At 65.0% G+C, this 22527-nt stretch carries 21 protein-coding genes; 13 read left to right on the plus strand and 8 right to left on the minus strand.

Going from position 1 to position 22527, the window contains the following annotated elements:
• The 4 genes from J7367_RS06360 to J7367_RS22210 all read right to left on the minus strand — a co-directional run.
• Positions 1-829, minus strand: an 829-nt coding sequence (locus J7367_RS06360) for a M23 family metallopeptidase (protein ID WP_057661486.1), incomplete at its 3' end; no start/stop codon positions are given.
• The gene (locus J7367_RS06365) at positions 829-2178 is read right to left on the minus strand and encodes a dihydroorotase (protein WP_057661488.1); all 1350 of its coding nucleotides are present in this window, start codon (positions 2176-2178) and stop codon (positions 829-831) included. The genes J7367_RS06365 and J7367_RS06360, both read right to left, overlap by 1 nt.
• Entirely contained in the window at positions 2175-2468 is a 294-nt protein-coding gene (gene yidD, locus J7367_RS06370; protein WP_005913106.1) for a membrane protein insertion efficiency factor YidD, read from the minus strand. The genes J7367_RS06365 and yidD overlap by 4 nt, the downstream gene beginning before the upstream one ends.
• The gene (locus tag J7367_RS22210; RefSeq protein ID WP_057661490.1) at positions 2468-3061 is read right to left on the minus strand and encodes a hypothetical protein; all 594 of its coding nucleotides are present in this window, start codon (positions 3059-3061) and stop codon (positions 2468-2470) included. The genes yidD and J7367_RS22210 overlap by 1 nt, the downstream gene beginning before the upstream one ends.
• Positions 3062-3119: 58 nt before the next feature.
• On the opposite strand from J7367_RS22210, the gene dksA reads away from it, so the two are divergent.
• Positions 3120-3608: an RNA polymerase-binding protein DksA gene (gene dksA / locus J7367_RS22215; RefSeq protein WP_007963167.1), complete on the plus strand. Its 489-nt coding sequence runs from the start codon at positions 3120-3122 to the stop codon at positions 3606-3608.
• A 201-nt stretch (positions 3609-3809) separates the two neighbouring features.
• On the opposite strand, the gene J7367_RS06380 is transcribed toward dksA, so the two are convergent.
• The 3 genes from J7367_RS06380 to cysS all read right to left on the minus strand — a co-directional run bounded on the left by J7367_RS06380 (position 3810) and on the right by cysS (position 7192).
• On the minus strand, positions 3810-5060 hold the full coding sequence (locus J7367_RS06380; RefSeq protein ID WP_057661492.1) for an MFS transporter: 1251 nt from the start codon (positions 5058-5060) through the stop codon (positions 3810-3812).
• Positions 5057-5494 (minus strand): SufE family protein, encoded by a 438-nt coding sequence (locus J7367_RS06385; protein WP_007963163.1) that lies wholly within the window; start codon positions 5492-5494, stop codon positions 5057-5059. Before J7367_RS06385 ends, J7367_RS06380 begins: the two co-directional genes overlap by 4 nt.
• A gap of 273 nt (positions 5495-5767) precedes the next feature.
• Entirely contained in the window at positions 5768-7192 is a 1425-nt protein-coding gene (gene cysS, locus J7367_RS06390) for a cysteine--tRNA ligase (protein WP_033481156.1), read from the minus strand.
• Between the two features lie 176 nt (positions 7193-7368).
• On the opposite strand from cysS, the gene J7367_RS06395 reads away from it, so the two are divergent.
• The 12 genes from J7367_RS06395 to J7367_RS06455 all read left to right on the plus strand — a co-directional run bounded on the left by J7367_RS06395 (position 7369) and on the right by J7367_RS06455 (position 19620).
• Positions 7369-7863 carry a hypothetical protein gene (locus J7367_RS06395; protein ID WP_057661494.1) on the plus strand — a complete coding sequence of 165 codons (495 nt, stop codon included), beginning with the start codon at positions 7369-7371 and terminating at the stop codon, positions 7861-7863.
• Between the two features lie 311 nt (positions 7864-8174).
• A complete protein-coding gene (locus J7367_RS06400) occupies positions 8175-9200 on the plus strand; it encodes an N-acetylornithine carbamoyltransferase (RefSeq protein ID WP_007963158.1) in 1026 nt (341 codons plus the stop codon).
• Positions 9201-9270: 70 nt separating this feature from the next.
• A complete protein-coding gene (locus tag J7367_RS06405; protein WP_022559288.1) occupies positions 9271-10512 on the plus strand; it encodes an argininosuccinate synthase in 1242 nt (413 codons plus the stop codon).
• A gap of 241 nt (positions 10513-10753) precedes the next feature.
• A complete protein-coding gene (locus J7367_RS06410; protein ID WP_057661496.1) occupies positions 10754-11206 on the plus strand; it encodes a GNAT family N-acetyltransferase in 453 nt (150 codons plus the stop codon).
• Between the two features lie 5 nt (positions 11207-11211).
• A complete protein-coding gene (locus tag J7367_RS06415) occupies positions 11212-12312 on the plus strand; it encodes an acetylornithine deacetylase (RefSeq protein WP_057661498.1) in 1101 nt (366 codons plus the stop codon).
• 44 nt (positions 12313-12356) lie between these two features.
• Positions 12357-13700 (plus strand): acetylglutamate kinase, encoded by a 1344-nt coding sequence (locus tag J7367_RS06420; RefSeq protein WP_057661502.1) that lies wholly within the window; start codon positions 12357-12359, stop codon positions 13698-13700.
• A 5-nt stretch (positions 13701-13705) separates the two neighbouring features.
• A complete protein-coding gene (locus J7367_RS06425; RefSeq protein WP_057661504.1) occupies positions 13706-14317 on the plus strand; it encodes a GNAT family N-acetyltransferase in 612 nt (203 codons plus the stop codon).
• Positions 14314-15264, plus strand: a complete 951-nt coding sequence (gene argC, locus J7367_RS06430; RefSeq protein ID WP_057661506.1) for an N-acetyl-gamma-glutamyl-phosphate reductase — start codon at positions 14314-14316, stop codon at positions 15262-15264. The genes J7367_RS06425 and argC overlap by 4 nt, the downstream gene beginning before the upstream one ends.
• Positions 15265-15487: 223 nt before the next feature.
• Positions 15488-16786, plus strand: coding sequence for an argininosuccinate lyase (locus tag J7367_RS06435; RefSeq protein ID WP_057661508.1), 1299 nt, complete (start codon positions 15488-15490; stop codon positions 16784-16786).
• Positions 16783-17043: a YciI family protein gene (locus J7367_RS06440; protein ID WP_003486965.1), complete on the plus strand. Its 261-nt coding sequence runs from the start codon at positions 16783-16785 to the stop codon at positions 17041-17043. The genes J7367_RS06435 and J7367_RS06440 overlap by 4 nt, the downstream gene beginning before the upstream one ends.
• A gap of 13 nt (positions 17044-17056) precedes the next feature.
• A complete protein-coding gene (gene proB, locus J7367_RS06445) occupies positions 17057-18211 on the plus strand; it encodes a glutamate 5-kinase (protein WP_057661510.1) in 1155 nt (384 codons plus the stop codon).
• A 164-nt stretch (positions 18212-18375) separates the two neighbouring features.
• Entirely contained in the window at positions 18376-19620 is a 1245-nt protein-coding gene (locus J7367_RS06455; protein ID WP_057661513.1) for a glutamate-5-semialdehyde dehydrogenase, read from the plus strand.
• A gap of 262 nt (positions 19621-19882) precedes the next feature.
• Here the strand turns inward: J7367_RS06455 and J7367_RS06460 are convergent, their stop codons facing one another.
• Positions 19883-22294 (minus strand): glycoside hydrolase family 95 protein, encoded by a 2412-nt coding sequence (locus J7367_RS06460; RefSeq protein ID WP_057661515.1) that lies wholly within the window; start codon positions 22292-22294, stop codon positions 19883-19885.
• Between the last annotated feature and the right edge of the window lie 233 nt (positions 22295-22527).

Genomic DNA, 22527 nt, shown 5'->3' on the forward strand with positions numbered 1-22527 from the left:
CAAGCACCAATAACGGGTCGATCCGCACATCGAACCAATTCATCCCCCAATGCAGATGCGGCCCGGTGGCGCGCCCGGTCGCACCGACGGCAGCAATCACCTGGCCTTGCTCGACCCGATCGCCCACCTTCACGTCGATGCGTGAGAGATGCAGGAAATTCGAGCTCACACCAAAACCGTGATCCAGCAACACCGTACCACCGGTGAGATACAGGTTCGGTGCGGCGAACGTCACCACGCCGGCAGCCGGTGCCTTCACCGGGGTGCCGGTGGATACGGCGATGTCCATGCCCGAATGGCCGGCGCCCGGCTGCCCGTTGTACACGCGTGCATTGCCGAAGCGGCCGCTGATGCGTCCCTGCACCGGCCAGATGAAGGGTTGGGCGAAATCGGTGCGTGCGTCATCGCGGTCGCGTGCCGCCGTGACCTGCGCCTGTTCGCGTTTGATGCGCGCAGCAATCTCGGCCGGCGGGTTGACCGTCTTCGGCGGTACGCCATTGACGCGTTCCACCGGCCAGTCGCGCGGCGTCACCGCGATGCTCACGGTCCGCGTGCTGCCATCGGGTTGGGTGACCTGCACCTGCAAAGGCCCGGTCGCATCGCGGCCGATACCGAACACGACGCTTCCGTAACCGCTCACACGCAGGCTGCGGCCGGCGTATTGCACCCTGCTATCAGCCGGCACCTTGCCGATGACCAGCGCACCTTGCGAAGCGCTTTGCGGAAACACGACATCAGTTGCGACGGCCGCACTGCGCGCATCGGCGCGTCCCGCAACCAGCGCGACCGGCGCCAGGATCAACCAGGCGCCAAACAGGACTGCGCGCATCAGCGGTCGAAGGTCAGGCGCTGGCCGGCAGCGCTGCCTACCAGCTGTTCGCCATCCCACACCTGCTGGCCGTTGACCCACGTCGCAGCAATACGCGAACGGAAGGTGGTGCCTTCGAACGGCGACCAGCCGCACTTGGACAGCACCTGCTCGCGCTTCACGGTGAACGGGGTGTTGTCGATCATCACCAGGTCGGCGAAATAGCCTTCGCGCAGGAAGCCGCGTTCTTCCACATCGAACAATTGCGCCGGCGCATGCGCGAACTTCTGCACGATACGGGTGATCGGCAACTTGCCTTCGTGTACCAGCTCCAGTGCCGCGACCAGCGCGTACTGCACCAGCGGCAGGCCCGAGGGCGCCTGCGCATAGGGCTTTTGCTTTTCTTCCCAGGTATGCGGGGCGTGGTCGGTGGCGAGCACGTCGATGACGTCTTCGGCCAGCGCATCGATGAGCGCCAGACGATCTTCGGCGTCCTTGATCGCGGGATTGCACTTGATCAGGTTGCCCAGGCGCGCGTAATCGCTGCGATCGAAGCGCAAGAAATGGATGCAGGTCTCGGCGGTAATGCGCTTGCGCAACTTGCCGTCGGCATCGACCAGCGGGCCGGCTTCGAACAGCGACAGCTCGTCGGCGGTGGAGATGTGCAATACGTGCAGGCGGGTGTTGTGCTTGCGTGCCAGCGACACCGCCAGCTGCGACGACTTCAGGCAGGCCTGACGCGAACGGATGTCCGGATGCATCTCCGGCGTCAGCGCATCGCCGTATTTTTCCTTGTACTGCGCCATCGTCGCATCAATGGTCGGGGTGTCTTCGCAGTGAGTGATGATCGGCGTGGGCGCGTCGCGGAAGATGGCGTCCAGCGTTTCGGGGTTATCGACCAGCATGTTGCCGGTGGAGGCGCCCATGAACACCTTGATGCCTGGTGCAGTCTTGGGGTCCAGCGATTGGATGTGGGCCAAGTTGTCGTTGCTGGCGCCCATGTAGAAGCCGTAGTTGGCCCAGGCGCGCCCGGCGGCGGCGGCGTACTTGGCCTGCAGCGCGGGGGCATCCAGGGTCGGCGGATTGGTGTTGGGCATGTCCATGAAGCTAGTCAGGCCACCAGCAACCGCGGCGCCGGATTCGGTCGCGATGTCGCCCTTGTGGGTCAGGCCGGGTTCGCGGAAGTGCACCTGGTCGTCGATCATGCCGGGCAGCACCCAGCGTCCGGCGGCGTCCACCACGGTATCGCCAGGGGCAGGGACGATCTTGCTGTCGATCTTGGCGATGCGGCCGCCTTCGATCAGGAGATCGGCGTCGAACTCCTTGCCTTCATTGACCAGGCGGGCATTGACGATGACGGTTCGGCTCATGGATGGGGTCCTTTGCAGCTGCAGGAAGAAGACGGGGAGGGCGACGTGGGCGCATCGGGCACCGGATCGAATCCGCCCGGATGGAAGGGATGACAGCGGCCGAGCCTGCGTGCGGCAAGCCAACTGCCGCGCAGCGGGCCGAAGCGGCCGATGGCGGTCATCGCGTAGTCCGAGCAGCTTGGCGCAAAACGGCAGCGCGGCCCGAGCAGGGGGCTGATGACGAGCTTGTAGACGCGCAGCAGCGCGATGAGCAGGCGTGAGATCACTTGCCAATGATATGCCACTTGCATTAATAGGTGGTTGCCGGGGGTCCGCGGGGTACGTTATAAAGGCCCGCTTTCCCGGGCCCCGGGGGAACCAAGGATGAGCGTTTCGTGGCTGCTAAAAAACCTGCAAAAAAGGCCGTAGAGGCCGCCAAGAAGTCCGCCAAACCCGTTGCGAAAAAGGCAGCGACGTCCGCTGCTGCGAAACCGGCCGCAAAGCCGGGGACCAAGCAGCCGGCTGCCAAGAAGGCACCCGCGAAGAAGGCACCCGCGAAGAAGGCACCTGCGAAGAAGGCCGCCGCCAAGCCGGCGCCGGCTTCCAAGACCACCGCGTCCGCAGCCCCCAAGGCAGTGAAACCCGTCGCCAAGAGTGCTGCCAAGCCGGCGGCGAAAAAGGCAGCTCCGGCTGCCGCCAAACCGGCTGCCAAGCCGGTGGCGTCCAAGTCCGTACCGAAGCCGGCCACCAAGCCGGCTCCGGCCAAGTCAGTCCCGGTCAAGGCCGAGAAGCCCGCGCCCGCACCGGTCCCCAAGGCCGTCCCTGCGAAGCCGGCAAAGCCTGCGACCCCGTCATCTAAGAATCCCGTGCCCGTTTCGAAATCTTCCGCAAAAACGCCAACCAAAACCGAAGCCCCCGCCAAGCCTGCCGCGACCCGTCCGGTCGGCAAGGTGGCCGTGGCCGTGACTTCCAAGCCGTCCAACGCGGCTCCCAAGACCAAGTACAAGGTGGTCGAGTACAAGACCGACGAAGCCACCGGTCGCCCGATCCTGCCGCAGGGTTACAAGCCTGCCGCGGACGAGGAGTACATGAACAAGCTGCAGCAGGAATATTTCCGCCAGCGTCTGCAGAGCTGGCGCAACGAGATGGTGGAGGAATCCAAGCAGACCATCGAAAACCTGCGCGAAGAAGTGCGCGACATCGGCGACGAAGCCGAACGCGCCACCCGCGAGACCGAAAACTCGCTGGAACTGCGTGCCCGTGATCGCGCCCGCAAGCTGATCTCCAAGATCGACAGTACCCTCAAGCGTCTGGAAGACGGCGACTACGGCTACTGCGTGGATACCGGCGAAGAGATCGGCCTGGACCGCCTGGAAGCGCGTCTGACCGCCGAGCGCACCATCGACGCCCAGGAGCGTTGGGAGCACTTGCAGAAGCAGCAGGGCGACTGATCGTCCGCCTGGCTCGCCGAAAGACCCCGCCATGTGCGGGGTTTTTTGATGGGGGCCCGATCCGTCGAATTAGCGCTTGGTCGGTTAGCGCCGTTCAGTGGGGCGCCGTCGCACGCAGCTGCATGGCGGCACGTGACCGCGGCCCGCAGCACGAGCACCTTCGCACCGCAGCGGGCACGGGCAATCACGCGATCGCGTAGCTCACTGCAGATCGCGCAGGTCCAGCTTGCGCAGGCGCGGCGCCTTCCAGGCGGTGGTGGCCACCACGCCCAGGGTGACACAGCCGCCGATGACCACCGCCGGCACCAGGCCGACCAGGCGCGCCATGACGCCGTCGTAGAACGCGCCCAGCTCGTTGGACGAGCCGATGAAGATGCCGTTGATCGAAGACACCCGGCCACGCATGGCATCGGGGGTGACCAGCTGCAGGATGGTCTGGCGCACCACCACCGAGACGCCGTCGCACATGCCGTACATCAGCAGGATTGCCGCTGATAGCCAGAAATGGCGCGACAGTCCGAAGGCGATGGTGCAGAGTCCGAAGCCGGCCACCGACAGCAGCAGGACGCGCCCGGCATTGCGCTGCAGCGGGTGCCGCGCCAGCCACACGCCAACCACGATCGAACCCAGCGCCGGCGCGCCGCGCAGGATGCCCAGGCCTTCGGGGCCGTAGTGCAGGATGTCGTGGATGAAGGCCGGCAACATCGATACCGCGCCGCCGAGCAGTACCGAAAACATGTCCAGCGCCATCGCGCCCAGCATGATCTGGTTGGACAGCACGAATTGCGCGCCCTCGGCGATGCTGCGGAAGATCGGCGCACGTGGGCCCTCGCTGACCGGCTCGCTGACACGCAGCAGTGCCAACGCCAGGATCGCCAGCATCGCCACGCTGGCGGCGACCCCGTAGGCCAGGCCCTTGCCGCCCCAGCCGACCAGCACACCGCCCAGCGCCGGGCCGATCACCATGCCGGCCTGGAAGGTGACGCTGCCGATGCTGGCACCGCGCGCGAATGCCTCGCGCGGCAGCGCCCGTGCGAACAAGGCGTTGTAGACCGGCGACAAGAAAGAGCGCGCCGCGCCGGTGAGCGAGATGGCGGCATAGATCGGCCACACGCCTTCCACGGGCAGCCAGCCTTGCGTGATCGCCAACAGCAGCAACGCGGTTGCGACCAAGCCCAGCACGGCGACCATGTCCAGCCGGCGGCGCGGCAGGTGATCGACCAGGTAGCCGGCGAAGGGGGCGATGCAGAAGAACGGCAGGATTTCGGCCAGGCCGATCAGCCCCAGCGAGAGCGGGTTGCCGGTAATTTCGTAGATATGCCACCCGACCGTCACGGCGACGATCTGGTAGGACAGCATCGCCGCCACGCGGTACAGCAGCACCAGGCCGAAGCCTGGATGGGCGAGCAGCGTCCGCAGCGAATCGGCGGGTGACGGGGCGGGCGTGCTCACTGCTGCGCGCGCGCGGTATCGCGGATGAAGGCCAGCATCGCCGCCACACCGTTGCTGCGGGTCGGCGACAGATGCTTGGCCAGACCGATTCCGGCGATGTAGTCAGGCTCGGTGGCCAGGATCTCTTGCGCGCTACGCCCTGAATACACGCGCAGCGCAAGGTAGATCAGCCCGGAGACAATGGCCGAATCGCTGACGGCATGGAAATCCAGCCGCTCGGCGTTGCCTTCCGGCACGATCCAGACCATCGATTGGCAGCCGTGCAGGCGGTGCTCTTCGGTTTTCCACTGTTCCGGGAAGGCGGGCAACTTGCGGCCAAGATCGATCAGGTACTGGTAGCGCTCGGACCAGTCGCCAAAAAAGGAGAATTCCTCGGCAATGGCGTCCTGCGCCTCGGTGGCAGTGGGTTCAAGCGGGAAGGGGGAGGTGGTCATCTAAACATCCAGAAGCATTCGATCAAGTCCCTCTCCCCTGTGGGCAAGAAGGCACGGTTTACGCGCCACTGGCGCGCGGGCCTTGGAGCGCCTGTGGCCGATGCATGTGTCACCAGGTGCCAGGGCGGGGCACCCTTCGAGAGCCGTCGGTCATGCGTCTTGCACTGGCGCGTGGCGACGCGTTTGCCATGACCGACGATTCATTGTCGCTGCGGCGCACCCTCATCCGCCCCTGCGGGGCAGCTTCTCTCCGGCAGGGAGAAGGGAGAAGGATCAAGCGCGCTTCCAACGCACGCCCTGCGGCGTGTCTTCCAGCACGATACCTTCGTCGGCGAGTTGCTTGCGGATGGCGTCGGCGCGGGCGAAATCCTTGGCTTTCTTCGCCGCGCTGCGTTCTTCCACCAATGCGGTGATGCGTGCATCGTCGCCCACGTCGGTGCCGCGCGAGAACCAAGCAGCCGGGTCTTGCTGCAGCAACCCCAGTGCCACCCCGGCACCCAGCAACTTGGCACGCGCTGCCTGTAGCTGGGCCATGCGTGCCGACGCCTGGCCGCTGTGCATCAGTTCGCTGCGCAATGCGCGCGCATCGGAGGCGATGCTTGCCATGACGGACAAGGCCAGCGGCGTGTTGAGATCGTCATCCAGAGCGGACTCCACCTCGGCGGGAATCGTCTTGGATATCGCGACATCGCCGCCGCTTTCGGTTTCCAGTGCAGCCAGATCCCGCAGCGTTCCATACAGGCGGTCGAGCGTGTTCTTGGCCTGCTCGATCAGCCCATCCGACCAATCCAGCGGCTGACGGTAATGCGCGCTCAACAGCGCATAGCGCAGCGCTTCGGGCGGATGCCTGGCGATGAGCTCGTGCACGGTTTCGATATTGCCCAGCGACTTGCTCATCTTCGCGCCGCTGAAATTGAGCATGCCGTTGTGCAGCCAGAACCGCGCAAAGGTGGCGCCGCCATGCGCGCACTCGCTCTGCGCAATCTCGTTTTCGTGATGCGGAAACTGCAGGTCCACGCCGCCGGCATGAATGTCGATGGTGGGGCCCAGATGCGCCGCAGCCATCGCCGAGCACTCGATATGCCAACCCGGGCGGCCGCGGCCCCAGGGCGATTCCCAGCCGGGCAGGTCGTCGCTGGAGGGTTTCCACAGCACGAAGTCGCCGGGGTCGCGCTTGTACGGCGCCACGTCCACGCGCGCGCCGGCCAGCATTTCGTCCGGGTCGCGCCGCGAGAGCTTGCCGTAGCCATCGAAGCTGGAAACCGAAAACAGCACGTGGCCTTCTGCGGCGTAGGCATGCCCGTTGGCGATCAGCTGATCGATCATCGCCACGATCTGCGGGATATGCGCGGTGGCCTCCGGTTCGATATCCGGTGGAACCACGCCAAGCGCCGCCATGTCCTGCCGGTAGATCGCCGCGAAGCGGTCGGTGATCGTCGAAATCGGCACACCCTGCGCCTGCGCGGCGGCGTTGATCTTGTCGTCCACGTCGGTGATGTTGCGCGCGTAGCGCAGCGCGCCGTAGCGTCGCCGCAGCAATGCGGCAAGCACATCGAAGACCACCGGGCCGCGGGCGTTGCCGATATGCGCGTAGTTGTAGACGGTGGGGCCGCAGACATACAGGGTGGGGCTGGACGGATCGAGCGGCGCGAACGGCTCGACCCGCCGCGTCAGGTTGTTGTGCAGGCGCAGGCTCATCGGCATCCGAAAAAGGGCAATCGCGCGATTCTAGCCCGTTGTGGCGCGATGGCGAATCGCCAGCCTGACAATGGCGACCGGATGGGTTGCGTTCAGCCCACGCGGCCGCAAGCTCCATACACTTACGTACTGCCTGGCTGCGCGTTCCGGTACTGATGCGACCTTCTCCGTTCTTCATGCTGCTGTGTACGTTTGCCGGGCAACTCACTCCGGCGTACGCGGCGGAGCCCGACCCCAAGAACCGGGTCGTGGTGATCGAGAACGTGAAGCTGGATTACGCGCAGGTGCTCAACGTCGAGCCGGTCTACCAGACGCTTCGCGCCACGCGTATCGAAGAGCAATGCGAATCCGAACAGGCGGCACAGGCTGCTGCAGCGCCGGCCGAGGACGAGGGCCCCATCAACCGCATGGTGGATTCGGTCAAGGAAATGTTCTCGCGTCGCCCCGAACCAGCCGCGCCCGCTGCGGTGCCGCCGACCAGCACGCGGCGCAACTGCAAGGTCGTGGAAGTGCCGCGCGAGTTCCGCCGGCCGATCGCCTTCGACGTGGACTATGTCTACAAGGGCACCAAATACCGTTCGCGGTTGCCGGAAGATCCGGGTAACCGGCTGCGCATCCGGGTTTCGGTGACCCCGTACATTCCCGACGCCATCGTCGCGCCGCCACGATGAGATGCGCAGCGGTTGCGCCGTGCCCACATGCGTGCGAGGATTCGCGCCCTATGCAAGCAAACGCCTTTCAGCACGACACCAGCGCCGCCCGGATGGCCTCCGGCATGACTTCGCGTGCCCGCCGACCGGAATCCCACATTTTCGCTGGGTAAGCCGGGGCGTTTGCTGTTCCGACGTCGAAGACCCAGCCCCCAGGCTGGGTTTTTTCGTTTGGCGTCACAAAAGTTTCAACCGCAAGAAACGCGCATGTCGCGCACCCCGTCGCTCCTGGCGGACCAACGCAGCAGTAGCACGCAGCAAAGGATCGATCGATGTCACTGAAGCACTTCTTGAACACCCAGGACTGGAGCCGCGCCGAACTGGACGCGCTGTTGACCCAGGCCGCGTTGTTCAAACGCAACAAGCTGGGAAGCGAGCTGAAGGGCAAGTCGATCGCGCTGGTGTTCTTCAACCCGTCTATGCGCACCCGTACCAGCTTCGAGCTGGGCGCATTTCAGTTGGGCGGGCATGCGGTGGTCTTGCAGCCGGGCAAGGACGCCTGGCCGATCGAGTTCAATCTGGGCACGGTCATGGACGGCGACACCGAAGAGCACATCGCCGAAGTGGCGCGTGTGCTGGGGCGTTATGTCGACCTGATCGGCGTACGCGCGTTTCCGAAGTTCGTGGACTGGTCCAAGGACCGCGAAGACCAGGTGCTCAAGAGCTTTGCCAAGTATTCGCCGGTGCCGGTGATCAACATGGAAACCATCACCCACCCGTGCCAGGAGCTGGCGCATGCGCTGGCGCTGCAGGAACACTTCGGTACACAGGATCTGCGCGGCAAGAAGTACGTGCTGACCTGGACCTACCACCCCAAGCCGCTGAACACAGCGGTGGCCAACTCGGCGCTGACCATCGCCACCCGCATGGGCATGGACGTGACCCTGCTGTGCCCGACGCCGGATTACATCCTGGATCAGCGCTACATGGACTGGGCCGCGCAAAACGTGGCCGAAAGCGGTGGTTCGCTACAGGTCAGCCATGACATCGACAGCGCCTATGCCGGCGCCGATGTCGTCTACGCCAAGAGCTGGGGCGCGCTGCCGTTCTTCGGCAACTGGGAACCGGAAAAGCCGATTCGCGACCAGTACCAGCATTTCATCGTCGACGAACGCAAGATGGCGCTGACCAACAATGGCGTGTTCTCGCACTGCCTGCCGCTGCGTCGCAACGTCAAGGCGACCGACGCTGTGATGGATTCGCCCAACTGCATCGCCATCGATGAAGCCGAAAATCGCCTGCATGTGCAGAAGGCGATCATGGCTGCCCTGGTGGGCCAGGGCAGCCGGGATTCGTGATTGGGGATTCGTGATTCGCCACGGCAAATCAGACTCCCACTCCTATTTAGTCAACTCCTAAGAGACCCCCATGTCGCAGCAGACCGCTTCCACCAATCCCGAATCCCCAATCCCGACTTCCGGCACCAAGGACATCGTTCTCGCGTTTTCCGGTGGTCTGGACACCAGCTTCTGCATTCCGTACCTGCAGGAGCGGGGCTATGCGGTGCACACCGTGTTTGCCGACACCGGTGGTGTGGATGCCGAAGAGCGTGAGTTCATCGAGAAGCGCGCCGCCGAACTGGGCGCGGCCAGCCACGTCACCGTGGACGGTGGCCCGGCGATCTGGGAAGGCTTCGTCAAGCCGTTCGTGTGGGCGGGCGAGGGGTACCAGGGCCAGTACCCATTGCTGGTGTCCGACCGCTACCTGATCGTGGATGCTGCGCTCAAGCGTGCCGAAGAATTGGGTACGCGCATCATTGCGCACGGTTGCACCGGCATGGGCAACGACCAGGTGCGTTTCGACCTGGCAGTGAAGGCGCTGGGCGACTATCAGATCGTTGCGCCGATTCGCGAGATCCAGAAAGAGCACACCCAGACCCGTGCCTATGAGCAGAAGTATCTGGAAGCGCGTGGCTTCGGCGTGCGTGCCAAACAGCAGGCCTACACCATCAACGAGAACCTGCTGGGCCTGACCATGTCTGGCGGCGAGATCGACCGTTGGGAAGCGCCGGGCGAGGGTGCACGCGGCTGGTGCGCGCCGCGTAGCGCCTGGCCGAGCGAAGCACTAACGGTGACACTGAAGTTCGTCGAAGGCGAAGCGGTGGAACTGGACGGCAAGCCGCTGCCGGGTGCGAAGATCCTGGCCAAGCTCAACACCTTGTTCGCGCAGTATGGCGTGGGCCGCGGCGTCTATACCGGCGATACCGTGATCGGTTTGAAGGGCCGCATCGTATTCGAAGCGCCGGGCCTGATTTCGCTGCTCACCGCGCACCGTGCACTGGAAGATGCGGTGCTGACCAAGCAGCAGAATCGCTTCAAGCCGGACGTGGCGCGCAAGTGGGTGGAGCTGGTGTACGAAGGCTTCTATCACGACCCGCTCAAGAGCGATATCGAGGCGTTCCTGAAGTCCTCGCAGTCCAAGGTCAATGGCGAAGTGACGCTGGAAACCCGCGGGGGTCGCGTCGATGCGGTGGCGGTGCGTTCGCCGCACCTGCTCAACACCAAGGGTGCGACCTACGCGCAATCGGCCGACTGGGGTGTGGAAGAGGCCGAGGGCTTCATCAAGCTGTTCGGGATGAGCTCCACGCTGTACGCGCAGGTCAACCGCTGAGCAAAAGCGCCTCTCCCCCGGGAGAGGGGTTGGGGGTGCCGCAGGAAACCTTCAGGATCGCTCATGACGAACGCGTCGCCACGCGCCAGTCATGGGGAACTACTGCAGCATTTGCTGCCATCGTTTTCCCTCTGGACGCGTGGCGACGCGTTCGACCGGGTTGCTTCTCGAAGTTTCGTGAGGCGCCCCTCATCCACCCCTTCGGGGCACCTTCTCCCGGTGGGAGAAGAGGGCCACTGCGATGGAACCCATGCCCGCACTACGCATCAGTACCGACAAGCAGGAACTCGATCTGCCGTTGATCCATCGCTCCCTCAGCGAGCGGGCCGATTGGTGCCTGGGCATCCCGCTGGACACGGTGCAGCGGGCGATCGCCGGCTCGCTGTGTTTCGGCGGTTATTGCGAGGGCGTAGGGCAGGTGGCGTTCGCCAGGGTGATCACCGACGGTGCCACCTTCGGCTATCTCGCCGATGTGTTCGTGCTTGATGCATACCGTGGACGCGGCTATGGCAAGCAACTGGTGGCGGCAGTGATGGCCCATCCGCATCTGCAAGGCCTTCGCCGCTTCATGCTCGCCACCTCCGATGCGCATGCGCTGTACGCACAGCACGGCTTCGCCGCGCCCGCGCGGCCGCAGGCGTTGATGGAAATCGCCTATCCCGATCTCTACCGCACCACCACCACGGCTGCCTGACACACATGACTGACCTGCTCACCTCCACGCTGGACCACCTGCAGGCGCTGGTGGCGTTCGACACCCGCAATCCGCCGCGTGCGATTGCCGCCGAAGGCGGCATCTTCGATTACCTGCGTGCGCAGCTGCCGGGGTTCCAGGTCGAGGTGGTCGATCACGGTGCAGGGGCGGTGAGCTTGTACGCGGTGCGTGGCACGCCGAAGTACCTGTTCAACGTGCATCTGGATACCGTGCCGGATTCGCCGCACTGGAGTGCCGACCCGCACGTGATGCGGCGTCTGGACGACCGCGTGGTGGGCCTGGGCGTGTGCGACATCAAGGGCGCGGCGGCGGCGTTGGTTGCCGCGGCCAATGCCGGTGACGGCGATGCCGCGTTTCTGTTTTCTTCTGACGAAGAAGCCAATGATCCGCGCTGTATCGCCGCGTTCCTGGCGCGTGGCGTGCCGTATGAAGCTGTTTTGGTGGCCGAGCCGACCATGGGCGAAGCGGTGCTGGCGCATCGTGGCATCAGTTCGGCGCTGATGCGGTTTGCCGGGCGCGCCGGGCACGCCTCGGGCAAACAGGACCCCTCTGCAAGCGCCTTGCATCAGGCAATGCGCTGGGGCGGCAAAGCCCTGGAGCATGTCGAATCGCTGGCGCATGCGCGCTTCGGTGGTTTGACCGGATTGCGCTTCAACATCGGACGCGTCGAGGGCGGCATCAAGGCCAACATGATCGCGCCGGCAGCCGAAGTGCGCTTCGGCTTTCGTCCGCTGCCGTCGATGGACGTGGATGGATTGCTGGCAACCTTCGCCGGATTCGCCGAACCGGCGGCAGCGCATTTCGAAGAAACCTTTCGCGGGCCGAGCCTGCCATCCGGCGATATCGCACGCGCGGAAGAACGTCGCCTGGCCGCACGCGATGTGGCCGATGCGCTGGACCTGCCGATCGGCAGCGCAGTGGACTTCTGGACCGAAGCATCGCTGTTTTCGGCCGGTGGCTACACCGCGCTGGTCTATGGCCCGGGCGACATTGCCCAGGCGCATACGGCCGACGAATTCGTGACGATTGCGCAATTGCAGCGTTACGGCGAATCGGTCCATCGCATCATCAACGGCTCTCACTGAACCGACACGCGCCTGGCGCTCCCCTTCCTCTTTCGAACACGGCAATGTCCTCTTCCGCACAGCCCCACAAACAGACCCGCCAGACCATCGTGCGCCTGCTCTCGAGCATGGCCAGCGCGAAGGAAATCAGCCAGTACCTCAAGCGGTTTTCGCAGCTCGATGCCAAGCGCTTTGCGGTGGTCAAGGTGGGCGGCGCGGTGTTGCGCGACGATCTGGACGCACTGACCTCGTCGCTGTCGTTCCTGCAGGAAGTGGGGTTGACCCCGATCGTGCTGCATGGCGCCGGCCCGCAGCTGGATGCAGAGCTGTCGGCAGCCGGCATCGAAAAGCACACCATCAACGGACTGCGCGTGACCTCGCCGGAAGCGTTGGCGATCGTGCGCAAGGTGTTCCAGACCTCCAACCTCAAACTGGTCGAAGCGTTGCAGCAGAATGGCGCGCGTGCGACTTCGATCACCGGCGGCGTGTTCGAGGCCGAGTATCTGGATCGCGACACCTACGGCCTGGTCGGTGAGGTCAAGGCGGTGAATCTGGCGCCGATCGAAGCCAGTCTGCAGGCCGGCTCCATCCCGGTGATCACCAGCTTGGGCGAAACGCCCAGCGGGCAGATCCTCAACGTCAATGCGGATTTTGCCGCCAATGAGTTGGTGCAGGAGCTGCAGCCGTACAAGATCATTTTCCTCACCGGCACCGGCGGCCTGCTGGATGCCGATGGCAAGTTGATCGATTCGATCAACCTGTCTACCGAGTTCGATCACCTGATGCAGCAGCCGTGGATCAACGGCGGCATGCGGGTGAAGATCGAGCAGATCAAGGACTTGCTCGATCGCCTGCCGCTGGAGTCGTCGGTGTCGATCACCCGGCCGTCGGACCTGGCCAAGGAGCTGTTCACCCACAAGGGCTCGGGCACGCTGGTGCGGCGCGGCGAGCGGGTGTTGCGCGCGACCTCCTGGGACGAACTGGATCTGCCTCGCCTGAAGTCGCTGATCGAATCCAGCTTCGGCCGCACGCTGGTGCCGGAGTATTTCCACACCACCACGTTGCTGCGCGCGTATGTCAGCGAAAACTACCGTGCGGCGGTGATCCTGACCGACGAGGGCCAGCTGGGTGCGGGCAGGTTGACCTATCTGGACAAGTTCGCCGTGCTCGACGATGCGCAGGGCGAAGGTCTTGGCCGGGCGGTGTGGAATGTGATGCGCGAAGAGACCCCGCAGTTGTTCTGGCGCTCGCGCCATAACAACCAGGTCAATATCTTTTACTACGCCGAATCCGACGGTTGCATCAAGCAGGAGAAGTGGAAGGTGTTCTGGTACGGGCTGGAAAATTTCGAGCAGATCCAGCATTGCGTTGCGCACTGCGCGACGCGTCAGCCGACCTTGCTGGGCTGAGCGCGATGAGCGCCGTCGGCTTGCCGCCCCTTTGGCGAGAACAGCCCAGCCTGCGTGGACGGCATGCGAGCCTGGAACCGCTGCAGGCAGCGCATGCCGATGGGTTGCGTGAGGCAGTGGGCGACGGCGCGCTGTCGCGGCTGTGGTACACCAGCGTGCCCGCACCGGAGCAGGTCGATGCGTATATCGCTGCGGCCTTGGCCGCCTGCGCCGATGGCGCGGCGTTGCCATTTGCGGTGCGCGATGCGGCCGGCGACATCGTCGGTTGCACGCGCTACTACGCGCTGGATGCAGCAGTGCCGAGGTTGTCGATCGGCTACACCTGGTACGCACCGCGCGTGCAGCGCAGCGGCGTCAACACCGAAGCCAAGCTGATGCTGCTGCAATACGCCTTCGAAACATTGGGGTGCTTGAGCGTGGTGTTCGAAACCAGCTGGTTCAACCACACTTCGCGCGCGGCGATCGCGCGGCTGGGCGCAAAACAGGACGGTGTGCTGCGCAACCACACCCGCCACGCCGACGGTACGCTGCGCGATACCGTGGTGTTTTCCATCATCGATACGGAATGGGCCGGGGTCAAACGCCACCTGCAGTTCCGCCTGGAAGAAAACGCATGACTGTTCAACCAAAGACCATCGGCATTGTCGGCGCCCGCGGGCATACCGGCTCGGAATTGATCAAACTGGTTGCGGCGCACCCGCAGCTGCAATTGAGTTTCGTGTCCTCGCGCGAGCTGGCCGGGCAGCGCGTGGCCGAGCATAACGATGCCTACCAAGGCGAGTTGCGCTACGAGAACCTGGATGCCGACGCAGTGGCCGTCAAGGCTGCCGACGTGGTGATCCTGGCGCTGCCCAACGGCAAGGCAGCGCCCTTCGTCGCCGCGATCGATACAGCAACGCCGCAGACGCTGGTGATCGATCTGTCGGCAGATTATCGCTTCGATCCGGCCTGGTACTACGGCTTGCCTGAGCTGACGCGCGGCAGCTACGCCGGACAAAGACGCATCAGCAACCCGGGCTGTTATGCCACCGCGATGCAGCTGACCATCGCGCCGCTGCTCGACCAGTTGGCCGGGCCGCCGCAGTGTTTCGGCGTCTCCGGGTATTCGGGCGCGGGGACCACGCCCTCGGACAAGAACAACCCCGAGTTGCTCTCCAATAATTTGATGCCGTATGCGCTGACAAATCACATGCACGAGCGCGAGGTGTCTGCGCAGCTCGGCGTGCCGGTGGAGTTCATGCCGCACGTGGCGCCGCATTTCCGCGGCATCACCATGACCGTCAATCTGTGGCTGCAGCAGCCGCTGACACGCGAGCAGATCCAGGCGCGTTATACGCAGCGTTATGCCGACGAGCCGTTGATCGAGATCGTCGACGAAGCGCCTTGGGTGAGCCGCATCGCCGGCAAGCACGGCGTGCAGATCGGCGGGGTAACGCTGGCGCCCGGCAACAAGCGCGTGGTGGTGGTGGCGACGCTGGACAACCTGCTCAAGGGTGCGGCGACGCAGGCGATGCAGAACCTCAACCTGGCGCTGGGCTGGGACGAGTTGATGGCGATTCGTTGATGCGAGTCCCTCGCAAGGGCCTGCACATCCCTGTGCAGGGATTCAACGAAGCGAGTCCCTCGCAAGGGCCTGCACATCTCTGTGCAGGGATTCAACGAAGCGGGTCCCTCGCAAGGGGCCTGCACATCCCTGTGCAGGGATTCAACGAAGCGAGTGCCTTGCAACAGCCCGCACATCCCTGTGCGGGGATCGAAACTGGACGACTGACTCGAGACGCTTTCCGATGACCAATCTGTTGTGGCAAAAACCTGGCGTTGCCGTGGACGCCAAGATCCAGAGTTTCCTGGCCGGCGACGATGTGATCCTGGATCGCGAATTCTTCCTGTATGACATCGCTGCCAGCAAGGCGCATGCGCAGGGGCTGCAGCACATCGGCATCTTGTCGTTGCAGGAGCTGGGTGGCTTGAGCGAACAGCTCGACCTGCTGGCCGCCGATTTTCGCAGCGGCGCCTTCGTGCTCGATGCGCAATACGAAGATTGTCACTCGGCTATCGAAGCGCGCTTGACCGAGCGTCTGGGCGATGCAGGCCGCAAGATCCACACCGGGCGCAGCCGCAACGACCAGATCCTGGTCGCCACGCGCTTGTGGCTGAAGGACAAGCTGCAGCGCGTTGCCACGCTCAGCGCCGAGATCGCCAAGGTGGCGTTGGATCGCGCGCAGGCAGAGGCCGAACTGCCGGTGCCCGGTTATACGCATATCCAACGGGCGGTGGTGTCGTCGGCCGGCATGTGGTGGGCGGGCTGGGCAGAAGCCTTCATCGACAATGCCGTACGCGCAACCGATACCTTGCAGCTGGTGGACAGCAATCCGCTCGGCACGGCCGCAGGCTATGGCGTGAATCTGCCGCTGGATCGTGCGCATACCACCGCCGAACTGGGTTTTGCACGCCTGTTGGTCTCGCCGATCTATGCCCAGCTCTCGCGCGGCAAATACGAACTGGCCGCGCTCGAAGCGCTGGGCAGCGCCACGCTGGATCTGCGCCGCATCGCCTGGGATCTGTCGCTGTTCACCAGCGGCGAATTCGCGTTTGTCGCTTTGCCGGCGCAATACACCACCGGCAGTTCGATCATGCCGAACAAGCGCAACCCGGACGTGATCGAACTGATGCGCGCAACGCATGCCAGCGTGGCGGCAGCGCGCATCGAGATCGAACAGCTGCTGTCGCTGCCGTCGGGTTATCACCGCGATCTGCAGAGCAGCAAGGGCGCGATCGTGCACGGCTTTGGCCGCGGACTTGCGGCGCTGGAACTGTTGCCGGCCTTGTTGGCCAATCTGGAATGGCGCCCGGACAAACTGCGCGCAGCCATCGATTCGGGCATGTACGCCACCGATGTGGCAGTGGAAGCCGCCGTGGCCGGCGTGCCGTTCCGCGAGGCCTACAAGGCCGCAGCGCAAGCCTCCGAGACCGCAGGGCAGGGGCGCACGCCGGAAGGTAGCCTGGCTGCGCGCGTCTCACCCGGTGCTGCGGCCGACCTGCAACTGGATGTGTTGCAGGCGCGCTGGCAGGCGCTGCGCGCATGACGACCCGCTACCTGGTGCTTGCGCTGCGCAAGCCGGGGTTCCCCGCCGATGTGGTGCAGCCGCATCTGGACTTTCTCGATGCGTTGCGCGCCGCCGGGCAGCTTGAGCTGACCGGTGGTTTCAGCGATCGCAGCGGTGGCGCGTATGTGCTGGTCAACGTGGCCACCCTCGAAGACGCCCAGCAGATCGTTGCGCGTGACCCGCTGGTGCTGCGCGATGCCTCTGCACTGACCGTGTATGAGTGGAATACGCACTGAGGATGCCATTGCCATGAGCACGCCTGCCAGCACGTTGTCGCCCTTTACCGAGCAGGCGCTGCCGCCATGGCGCCGTGCGGTGCTCAAGGTCGGCAGCAGCCTGCTCGCCGCCGATCGGGGTGGCCTGTCCCCGCGCTTCGCGCTCGGTCTGGCGCAGTTCGTCTCCGCCAATCTGGCAGCCGGGCGCGAGCTGGTGATCGTGTCGTCGGGCGCGGTGGCCGCCGGCCGTGCCATCCTGCCTAAAGCGATGGATATCGGCGCACCGATCGCGGCACGGCAGGCACTGGCCGCCTTGGGCCAGGCGCAGTTGATTGCGTTGTGGCAGCGCTTTTTCGAGCGACCGGTGGCGCAGGTACTGCTCACGCATGACGACCTGCGCAACCGTCGCCGCTACCTCAATGCGCGTGCCACCTTGGGCGAGTTGCTGCGGCTGGGCGCGCTGCCGGTGATCAACGAAAACGATACCGTCTCGGTGGATGAGTTGAAGCTGGGCGATAACGACAACCTGGCCGCGATCGTGGCTGCGCTGGTCGATGCCGATGCCTTGTTCATCGCCACCGACATCGATGGCCTGTATAGCGCCGACCCACGCAGCAACCCGTTGGCGCGCCCGCTCGACGATGTGCCCGAGCTCACCCCGGAGGTGCTGGCGATGGCCGGCGGCAGCGGTAGCAACGTAGGGACCGGTGGCATGCGCACCAAACTGGAAGCCGCTGCAAAGGCCGGCGCGGCCGGCATCGAAACCTATCTGTTCAACGGCCGAAGTGGCGAGGTGGTGCGCGCCCTGGCGCAGGACCGCCTGCGTGGCACGCGCATCCACGCCGCACGCACGCGCATCGCTGCGCGAAAATATTGGCTGCGGCACGCACCGGTGGAAGCGGGCGCGATCCTCATCGACGACGGCGCCGCAGCGGCCTTGACCGGCAAAGGCGCCTCGCTGTTGCCAGGCGGGGTGGCCGACGCGCACGGCGATTTCCGTCGCGGCGACATGGTGGAGATCCGTCGGCGCGATACCACGGGCGAACAGTGTCTGGCACGCGGCGTCAGCCAGTATTCGGCCCTGGATATCCGTCGTATCGCAGGCCGCCATTCGCGCGAGATCGAGAACGTGCTCGGCTACAGTTATGGCGAAAACGTGGTGCATCGCGATGATCTGGTGGTGTTGTAGCGAGGAATGGAGAATCGGGAATGGAGAATCGCAAGAGCTTCCCACCGAACGTTCCCAGCGCCAATTACGTCGCAGTAAAGTGATGTCGCGTGCTTTTACCATTCCCGATTCCCCATTCCCCATTCCCGATTCCCCATTCCCGATTCTCCATTCCCGATTCTCCAATGACCATCAAAACGCTCGCTCTGCAATGCCGTGACGCCGCGCAGGTGGTGTCGCAATTGTCTGCACAGGCCAAGCACGCCTTGCTGGACGCGATGGCTGCCGCGCTGGAAGCCGATGCCGCGGCGATTCTGGCCGCCAATGCGCGCGATCTGGAGGCCGCGCGTGCCAAGGGCACCGGCAGTGCCATGCTCGATCGGCTGGCGCTGGACGACAAGCGCCTGGCCGGTATCGCGGATGCGTTGCGCGAGGTGGCGGCCTTGCCCGATCCGGTCGGCCAGGTCACGCGCGAAGAGGTGCGCCCCAACGGGATTCGCGTGCAGAAGGTGCGTGTGCCGCTGGGCGTGATCGCGATGATTTACGAGGCGCGGCCCAACGTCACCGCAGACGCTGCGGCGCTATGCATCAAGGCCGGCAATGGCGTGATCCTGCGCGGTGGCTCGGAGGCAATCCATTCCAACACCGCCATCGCCCGCGCACTGCAGCGCGCCTTGCGCAAGGCCAATGTGCCGGAAGCGGCGCTGACCCTGGTCGAGGATCTGCGCCGCGAGACCATGCTGGAGCTGCTGCAGCTCAGCGACATCGTCGATCTGGCGATTCCGCGCGGTGGCGAAGGCCTGATCCGGTTTGTCGCCGAGCACGCGCGCGTGCCGGTCATCAAGCACTACAAGGGTGTGTGCCATCTGTTTGTGGATGCGTCGGCCGACCTGACGCTTGCGCTACGTCTGTTGATCGATGGCAAGGCGACGCGGCCGGCCGCCTGTAACTCGCTGGAGACCTTGCTGGTGCATGCAGACATCGCCGAGCGCTTTCTCCCGCTTGCCGCGCAGGCATTGTGCGAACGCAAGGTGGAACTGCGTGGCGACGCGGCGACGCGCGCGGTGTTGCCCGAGATCGCCCCTGCCGACGACGACGACTATGCCGCGGAATTTCTCGACCTGATCCTTGCCATCCGCGTGGTACCGGATCTGGACACGGCGCTGGCGCACATCCGCCAGTACGGCTCGGACCACACCGAAGTCATCGCCACGCAGGACGCCGGCAACGCAGAACGGTTCGTGCAGTCGCTACGCTCGGCGGTGGTGATGGTGAACGCCTCCTCGCGCTTTTCCGACGGCGGTGAACTCGGCCTGGGCGCGGAGATCGGCATCTCCACCACGCGCCTGCATTCCTATGGCCCGATGGGCCTGGAAGCGCTGACCGTGGAGCGCTTCGTGGTGCGCGGCCAAGGCCAGGTGCGGCATTAGGCAAGGCTGCACACCTGCCGCAAGCGCCATCAACGGCGGCTGCTTGCATCGCTGAGCGATCGGCAATGTCGTCGCTGCGTCATTGGATGCTGCCCGGACGCACCTGCTTTCCACAATACCTTGCGTGCGCAGTGCGACCTGGCTGGGTAACGCTGGGCCAGGCCATACTGCGGGGCGCAGCCAATCGCCGGCCAACGAGCAGATGCCTTGCCGCGCTTGCAACCGCGTCACGCTTCAAGCGCGGCCGGCACGTGGCACTGGCTCACAGCACGCGCAGCACTTGGCCACGTGCAAGCGTAATGTCGTGCGCCTGGGCGCCCCAGCTAAGGCGGGTGCGGGTGCCGCCGACGCTGCGCACGCTGATCTGCGTCGGCACGCCGTTGCGCCACGCCATGTCCACCGTAAATCCGCCACGTGCGCCCAGGCCGGTAACGCGGCCTTGCGCGGCCCAGGCCTTGGGCAGTGCCGGCAGCAGCGTGATCTGCCCAGGGCGCGAATACAGCAGCATTTCCAGCATTGCGGCCGGGGTGCCGAAGTTGGCATCGATCTGGAACACCCCGCCAAGGGTGGGGTCGCCGTGCTGGCTGAGATCGTAGATATCGAACAGATTCGGCGCGGTGCCATTGCGATGACCGATCGAGGGTTTCAGATTGGTCAGCACCAGCGCATAAGCACGCTCCGCATCGCCCAGTCTTGCCCAGCACAGCGCCCGCCATGCGCAAGCCCAGCCAAAGCTCTGCATGCCGCGCGCTTCCAATAGCTTACGCGCTGCTTCCAGCTGCGCAGGCGGCGCCAGATCCGGATGCAGGCGATGGCCGGGGAACAGACCCATCAGCGGCGACAGGTGCCGGTGATGGGCTTCACCCAGGTCCGTGGGGGACATCCATTCCTGCAATTGGCCGCTGAGCGGGCTGATCTCCGGCAGGTACAGACGCTGCTGCAGCGTGGCGATGGTCGCGGCGTAGGCTGCGTCGCGGCCAAGCAGGGCGCTGGCCTGGCGGTATTGCCCGAACAACGTCCATACCAGTTCCTGCGCATAGGCAATACCGCGCGCATTTTCCGGGCCATGCTCTGGCGACCAGTCGTGGTCGTCGACCAGGCACTGTCGCGTGCGCCCGTCGGCGTCGGTGACCTCCATTGCGATCAGGCGCGCCTGCCAGAATTCGCAGGCGCCCTTGAGTAGCGGATAGATGCGCGTCAGGTCGTCCCGGTCCTGGGTGAACTCGTAGTGCTGCCACAGGCTGTCGCATAACCACGCGTTGCCTGCCGGGTGCCAGTACCAGCCGTTGCCGCCGAACGGATTGGTGGAAATGGCCACGGTCCAGCCGGCGATCTTGCCGGAGGTATTGCGGAAACGATTGCGCGGGTCGTTGAAGTGGGTTTGGGTGATGCGTGTCCAGGACGGCAGCTGCGCCAGGCAATAGCGTGTCAGCGCATCGACGCAGGCGCCCAGGCCGGACGGGTCCGCCAGCCAGTAGTTCATCTGCAGATTGACGTCGCTGTGGTAGTCGCTCATCCATGGCGGGTCGTTGTTTTCCAGCCACAGGCCCTGCAGGTTGGTGGGCAATCCATCACGCGAGGCGGCGATGGTGAGATAGCGGCCAAATTGCAGATAGGCCACCTCCAGTTCCGGGTCGGGGAGCGCAGGCGTGGCGGCGCGGGCCTGGATGCGCTGCCAGGTCTCCAGGCCGCGTTGCGCATCGCTGGACTGGCCAAGCTCCACCTGCAACGTATCGAACAACGCACGGTGATCGGCCACATGGGTGTCCAGCAACAGCGCCGCAGGCACTGTGGCGGCGGCCTGTGCACGGTTGCGCGCCAGCGCAAGCGGGTCGCGCGTGGCATCGCGCCAGCCGCGTGCGCCATCGGCGGCGTAGTCGGTGTCGCCGCACAACACGATGGTCAGGCCACGGCAGTCATGAAACTGCAGCAGGCCTTCGCCTGTTTCGAGCCTGCCACCGTCGCTGTGCACGCGCAGCGCTGCGGCATAGCGCAGGCCGTTATCGAGCTGGCCGGCGAAGCGCAGCCCGGCGTGGCCGTCGGCGCGACCGGCCCCGGCATGCGTGTCGACCAGGCGAATGCGGCCACGGTGGCTGCCTGCGCCTTCGCAATCCAGGCGCAACACGATGGCCGCATCCGGGTGGCTTGCGAACAGCGTCCGTGTATAACGCGTGTCGCCGATGCGATAGCGCACGCGTACGCAGCCGTTGCTCATGTCCAGTTCGCGCTGGTAATCGGACGTCTGCGCCTGCGCATGCCCTTCCAGTTCCACAAAAAGCGTGGCCAGCAGCATGAAGCTGCCGAACTCTTCCTTGGTATATGCAAACTGGCCATCGTCCTGCAGCACTGCGTTGCTGCCGCCTGACCAAAGGCTGCCTTCGGAAACGAACAGCGTCTCGCAGGCAGGAGCTCCGCCGCAGAGCGCCCCGAGCCGGCCGTTGCCGATCGGCAGTCCTTCGCGCAACAGCTGGGCATCGCTGGCAGGCGCCGCATACGCTAGGCGTAGCGCATGCTCGGGCGGCAGCAACGGCGAACGGGTGGGGCGCAGCGGTGGCGTGGTCGCGTCGCTACTGGCAGCACGGCCGAGCAACGGCAGCAGCGCGGCCGCACCGAGGTGGGTGAGCAGGCGACGGCGGTGTGGGTTGGCGCAATCGTGCGAGGGGGGAATGCGCATGCGAGCGCTCGCTGCAATCGTGGGATCAAACGTTGTAAAGCATCTGCCGCGCCTGCGGAAGCGTGCGATTTTGCCGGTCTTCCAATGACGTTTGCTTGGCTTGGGGGTGGCTTGCGCGCACCGATCGAAGACTGGCGTGCAAGGGATGCAATGCACGGCGTGGTCATTTCAGGACAACCTAAACGTCGGCGCCCGTGCAGCCGATCCGCAGCGCGTGCTCGCCGCAGCCTGGC

This window comes from Xanthomonas sp. D-36-1 (genome assembly GCF_017746155.1).
Classification (GTDB): Bacteria; Pseudomonadota; Gammaproteobacteria; order Xanthomonadales; family Xanthomonadaceae; genus Xanthomonas; species Xanthomonas cissicola.